Annotated in this window: 3 protein-coding genes; 2 read left to right on the top strand and 1 reads right to left on the bottom strand. The window is 63.5% G+C overall.

All coding sequences use genetic code 11. The features are described 5' to 3' along the window. Nucleotides 1-105: 105 nt before the first annotated feature. On the bottom strand, nucleotides 106-813 hold the full coding sequence (locus PHP59_RS11865; protein ID WP_300167264.1) for a tRNA(Ile)-lysidine synthase: 708 nt from the start codon (nucleotides 811-813) through the stop codon (nucleotides 106-108). A gap of 53 nt (nucleotides 814-866) precedes the next feature. Here PHP59_RS11865 and PHP59_RS11870 point away from each other — a divergent pair, with 53 nt between their 5' ends. Continuing rightward, the gene (locus tag PHP59_RS11870; protein WP_300167266.1) at nucleotides 867-1,724 is read left to right on the top strand and encodes an RIO1 family regulatory kinase/ATPase; all 858 of its coding nucleotides are present in this window, start codon (nucleotides 867-869) and stop codon (nucleotides 1,722-1,724) included. Then, nucleotides 1,721-3,626: DUF460 domain-containing protein (locus PHP59_RS11875; RefSeq protein ID WP_300167267.1), on the top strand; the 1,906-nt coding region annotated here is incomplete at its 3' end. The genes PHP59_RS11870 and PHP59_RS11875, both read left to right, overlap by 4 nt.

Consider the following 3,626-nt stretch of genomic DNA (forward strand, 5'->3'; position numbering starts at 1 on the left):
AGAGTGCGGTGAAGATGAAGAGGTAAGCCGCCAGGAGACCGAGGAAAAAGACGATCCTGGCCCTCGGCATGGCCGTGACCTGCCGCCAGAGGGTGACCGGTCTTTTCATCGTATTCTTTCTCCCTCCCCACAGATCCCGGCGAGTTCGTCCTTCAGGTTCTTGAGGGCGAACTTCGTCGCCGGGTGTCCTGCGGCGTATTCGTCGAGGAGGGCCCGTATATCGGCCCTGCGATCGTCGACGACCGGGGAAGGAGTCTCTGGAAGATGCTCCAGAGTGAGGCGTGCATACAGGGCGACCTCCTCTGCAGGGATGACTGAAAACGGAGCGATCCTGGAGAGGGGAGACGTTCCAGTCTCCCGGGGCCCGGCCAGACGGTCGGCATGTCCCTCCAGCACCGTCGCCAGCACATCGAGGGCGATATCGTCCAGGGCCGTCCCGACGGCGAACTTCGTCGCCCCGAGGCCCTGCACGATCCCGTCCGGGTCCCGACCTCCGGTCACCTCATGGCAGGCCACGCCGAGGTCGACGGCGACCTGCCTGCAGGTTTTGTTTCCGTCCTCAGGGACGAGAGCGAGGATCGAGATGTCTGGCCTCTTTCCAAAGACCTTCACCAGAAATCCGAGCAGAGCCACCGACGAGAGGTCGCCGCAGAGGAGAACGGCGATGACATCTCCCGTGGCAAGCCAGTGTTGCCGCCTGATCTCCCGCTTTGCCTTCGCCTCCACATCGGCGACGAAATGATCACGGCAGAGTCTGAGCCCTGAATAGCGCTGGAAGATGACGGCGTCCCTCCTGCACTTTGTGCATTCCATTGCCCTGACCCCATCACCTTTTATCCCGCCACCTGATATAATCTGTAGTATCCATGCCAGTTTCTCCAGAGCGCGTCAGGGCGCTCCATAAATACGACCTTCGCGTCCTCATGTCCCTTGAGCGACTCATGCAGCGCTACGAGTGGGTGCCCCTGGACGTCCTGAAGGCGTCGACGAAGCTCTCCGACTCTGAACTTGAATATCGCCTCCAGAACCTCATCGAGTGGAACATGGTCCGCTATGATGCTGTCCCATACCCGGGCTACGCCCTGATCTTCGGGGGATACGACGCCGTCGCCCTCCACACCCTCACGAAAAAGGGGACGGTCACGGCCCTCGGCAGCCTTCTCGGTGTCGGGAAAGAGTCGGAGGTCTACGAGGCCCTCGGCCTCGGCCCGGTCGTCCTGAAGTTTCACCATGTGGGGCAGCAGTCCTTCCAGGCGGTGCGGAAAGAGCGGGGCTACATGCCAGAGGCAGGGCACTGTCCCTGGATCTTCGCCTCGGCGCGTTCGGCCGAGCAGGAGTTTGCCGCCCTCCAGCGTCTCTCTCCAGAGGTCTCGGTGCCGCTGCCGATCGACCGCTCCCGCCATGTCGTCGTGATGTCGCAGATCCCGGGGGTGAACCTGAACAGGTGCACCCTTGATAAGCCGCGGCCCGTGCTCGACGAGATTCTGGAGAACGTCGGCCGCGCCTATGCAAAGGGGATCATCCATGGGGACCTCTCGGAGTACAACGTGATGGTCGACGAGAGTCAGGTCTGGCTCATCGACTGGCCCCAGTGGATCGAGACCGACCACCCGAATGCCGACGTCATTCTGCGGCGCGATATCGAGAACGTGCTCAGGTTTTTCAGGCGGAAGTACAGGATAGACTATCCCACCGAGGAGGCGGTGGGAGTGGTGGTCAGGTGAAGGTCTTCGGGATCGATGTCATCAGAGGTTCGGTGCGGTCGAGAACCCGGCGGCCGCTGTACGCTCTGGTCGTCCTCCAGGACGGGACGGTTGCCTCGACTTCGTCGGTGACGGCGTTCAGGCTTTCCCGGCTCATCGCCTCGGAAGAGCCCGATATCCTTGCCACCGACTCTGTGCAGGAACTCGCCACAGACCAGCACGACCTCGTCACCTTCATGCAGACTCTCCCGACGCGGACGGTGCTCGTGCAGGTGACGGGCGGCGAGCGGAAAGAGACCCTCCAGAAGGTGGCGGCCAGGTACAACATCGTGACCGAGAAGACCGACCCCTTTGCCGAGGCCGGGGCGGCGGCGCGGATCGCCTATCTCGGCGGCGGCGCCGCGGTGATCGCCTTCGAGAACACGACCGATATCGTTGTCTCCCGCCACCGGTCTCCTGGGAGGGGCGGGTGGAGCCAGAACCGATACGTGCGCAAGATCCACGGGGCGGTGCGGGAGAAGGCCCGCAAGGTGGAGGGGCACCTCGTGGCCGCGGGCCTGCGCTACGAAAAGAGCGAGCGTCTTGCCTTCGGCGGTTTTTCCAGGGTTGACTTCTCGGTCCATGCGCCGCGGGAGGCGATCCCGGTCAGGGGCTACACCGGCGCCGACGCCCAGGTGCGGGTCGAGGGAAAGAAACTCGACCGGATCAGGTACCGGCCCATCACGAGAAAGAGGAAATCCCTTATTGTCGGGATCGACCCCGGGACGACGACCGGGATCGGGGCGGTTGACCTCGACGGCGAGGTGGTGGACCTCTACTCCTCCCGCCAGATGGGGACGGCCGATATCATCGAGCACCTCCGCGGAGTGGGCAAACCCCTGATCATCGCCTCTGACGTCACGCCGATGCCTGACACCGTGGAAAAGGTGCGGCGGGCCTTCAACGCGATCGCGTACGTGCCTCCGCAGGACCGGAGCGTGGAGGGCAAGGTGGAGATGACGGTCGGGACCGGTTATGCGAACCCTCATGAGAGGGACGCTCTTTCCGCGGCCCTGGACGCCTATAGGTCGAACAAAAACAAGTTCCTGAACATCGCAAAGAGGGTGCCGCCAGGTTTCGACCTGGACGATGTTCGGGCAGGCGTCCTGCGGGGGAAGTCGATCGAGGTGGTGCTCGCCGAACTCTCTGGTCGTCCGCCCGCGCCCGAGGAGAAGCCGACGGCTGAGGAGGCCCAGGCGGAACCGGAGCGGGACGAGCGCGACGAACGACTCCTCCAGCTCGACCGGACGGCAAAGCGTCTGAAGGAGTTCGTACAGGAAATCGAAGGGGGGATTGCAGAGAAGGACGGGGAGATCGCCCGGCTGAAGAGGCAGATCAGGAGGGAACGATCTGATCGCGGTCGTGAACTCCAGAGGGACATCGAGATCACAAAGAGGGACGCGATCATAAAGAACCTCAGGAAATTGCTCCGCAAAGAGGAGAAGCGAAACAAAAGACTGATGAAGCGGATCGAGCAGATGAAAAGGGTGGAAGAACTCCAGATCGGCGAGGGGCAGGTGCCGGTGAAGGCGATCACCTCCCTCACCCACGACGCGGTCGGCGGGCTTCTTGCCGACCTCGGCGTCAACGAGGGCGACGTCGTCTCGGTCGGGACGACCGGAGGATGGGGCCGGAGCGTGGTGCGCGAGGTGGCGGCTTTGCAGGTTACGGCGGTGGTCGTGCCGGGCGCCTCTCTCGACGAGCAGGACCCTCACCTGATCGCCGCCGCCCTTGCAGCCTCCCTCCCTCTGGTGCCGGCCGGCGCGATCGGACTCGTCGTGCAGGGTAAGATCGGGGTCGCCGACGAGGAGGATTTTGCGGCGGCCATGGAGGACTGGAACGCCCTTGTCGCCGAGCACGAGAAGGAGAAAAAAGAGGCGCTGC

Origin of the sequence: Methanofollis sp., assembly GCF_028702905.1 — an archaeon.
GTDB lineage: Archaea > Halobacteriota > Methanomicrobia > Methanomicrobiales > Methanofollaceae > Methanofollis.

Coding starts and splice junctions, on each gene's coding strand:
- PHP59_RS11865 (WP_300167264.1), bottom strand. CDS start 813: ATGGAATGCACAAAGTGCAGGAGGGACGCCGTCATCTTCCAGCGCTAT.
- PHP59_RS11870 (WP_300167266.1), top strand. CDS start 867: ATGCCAGTTTCTCCAGAGCGCGTCAGGGCGCTCCATAAATACGACCTT.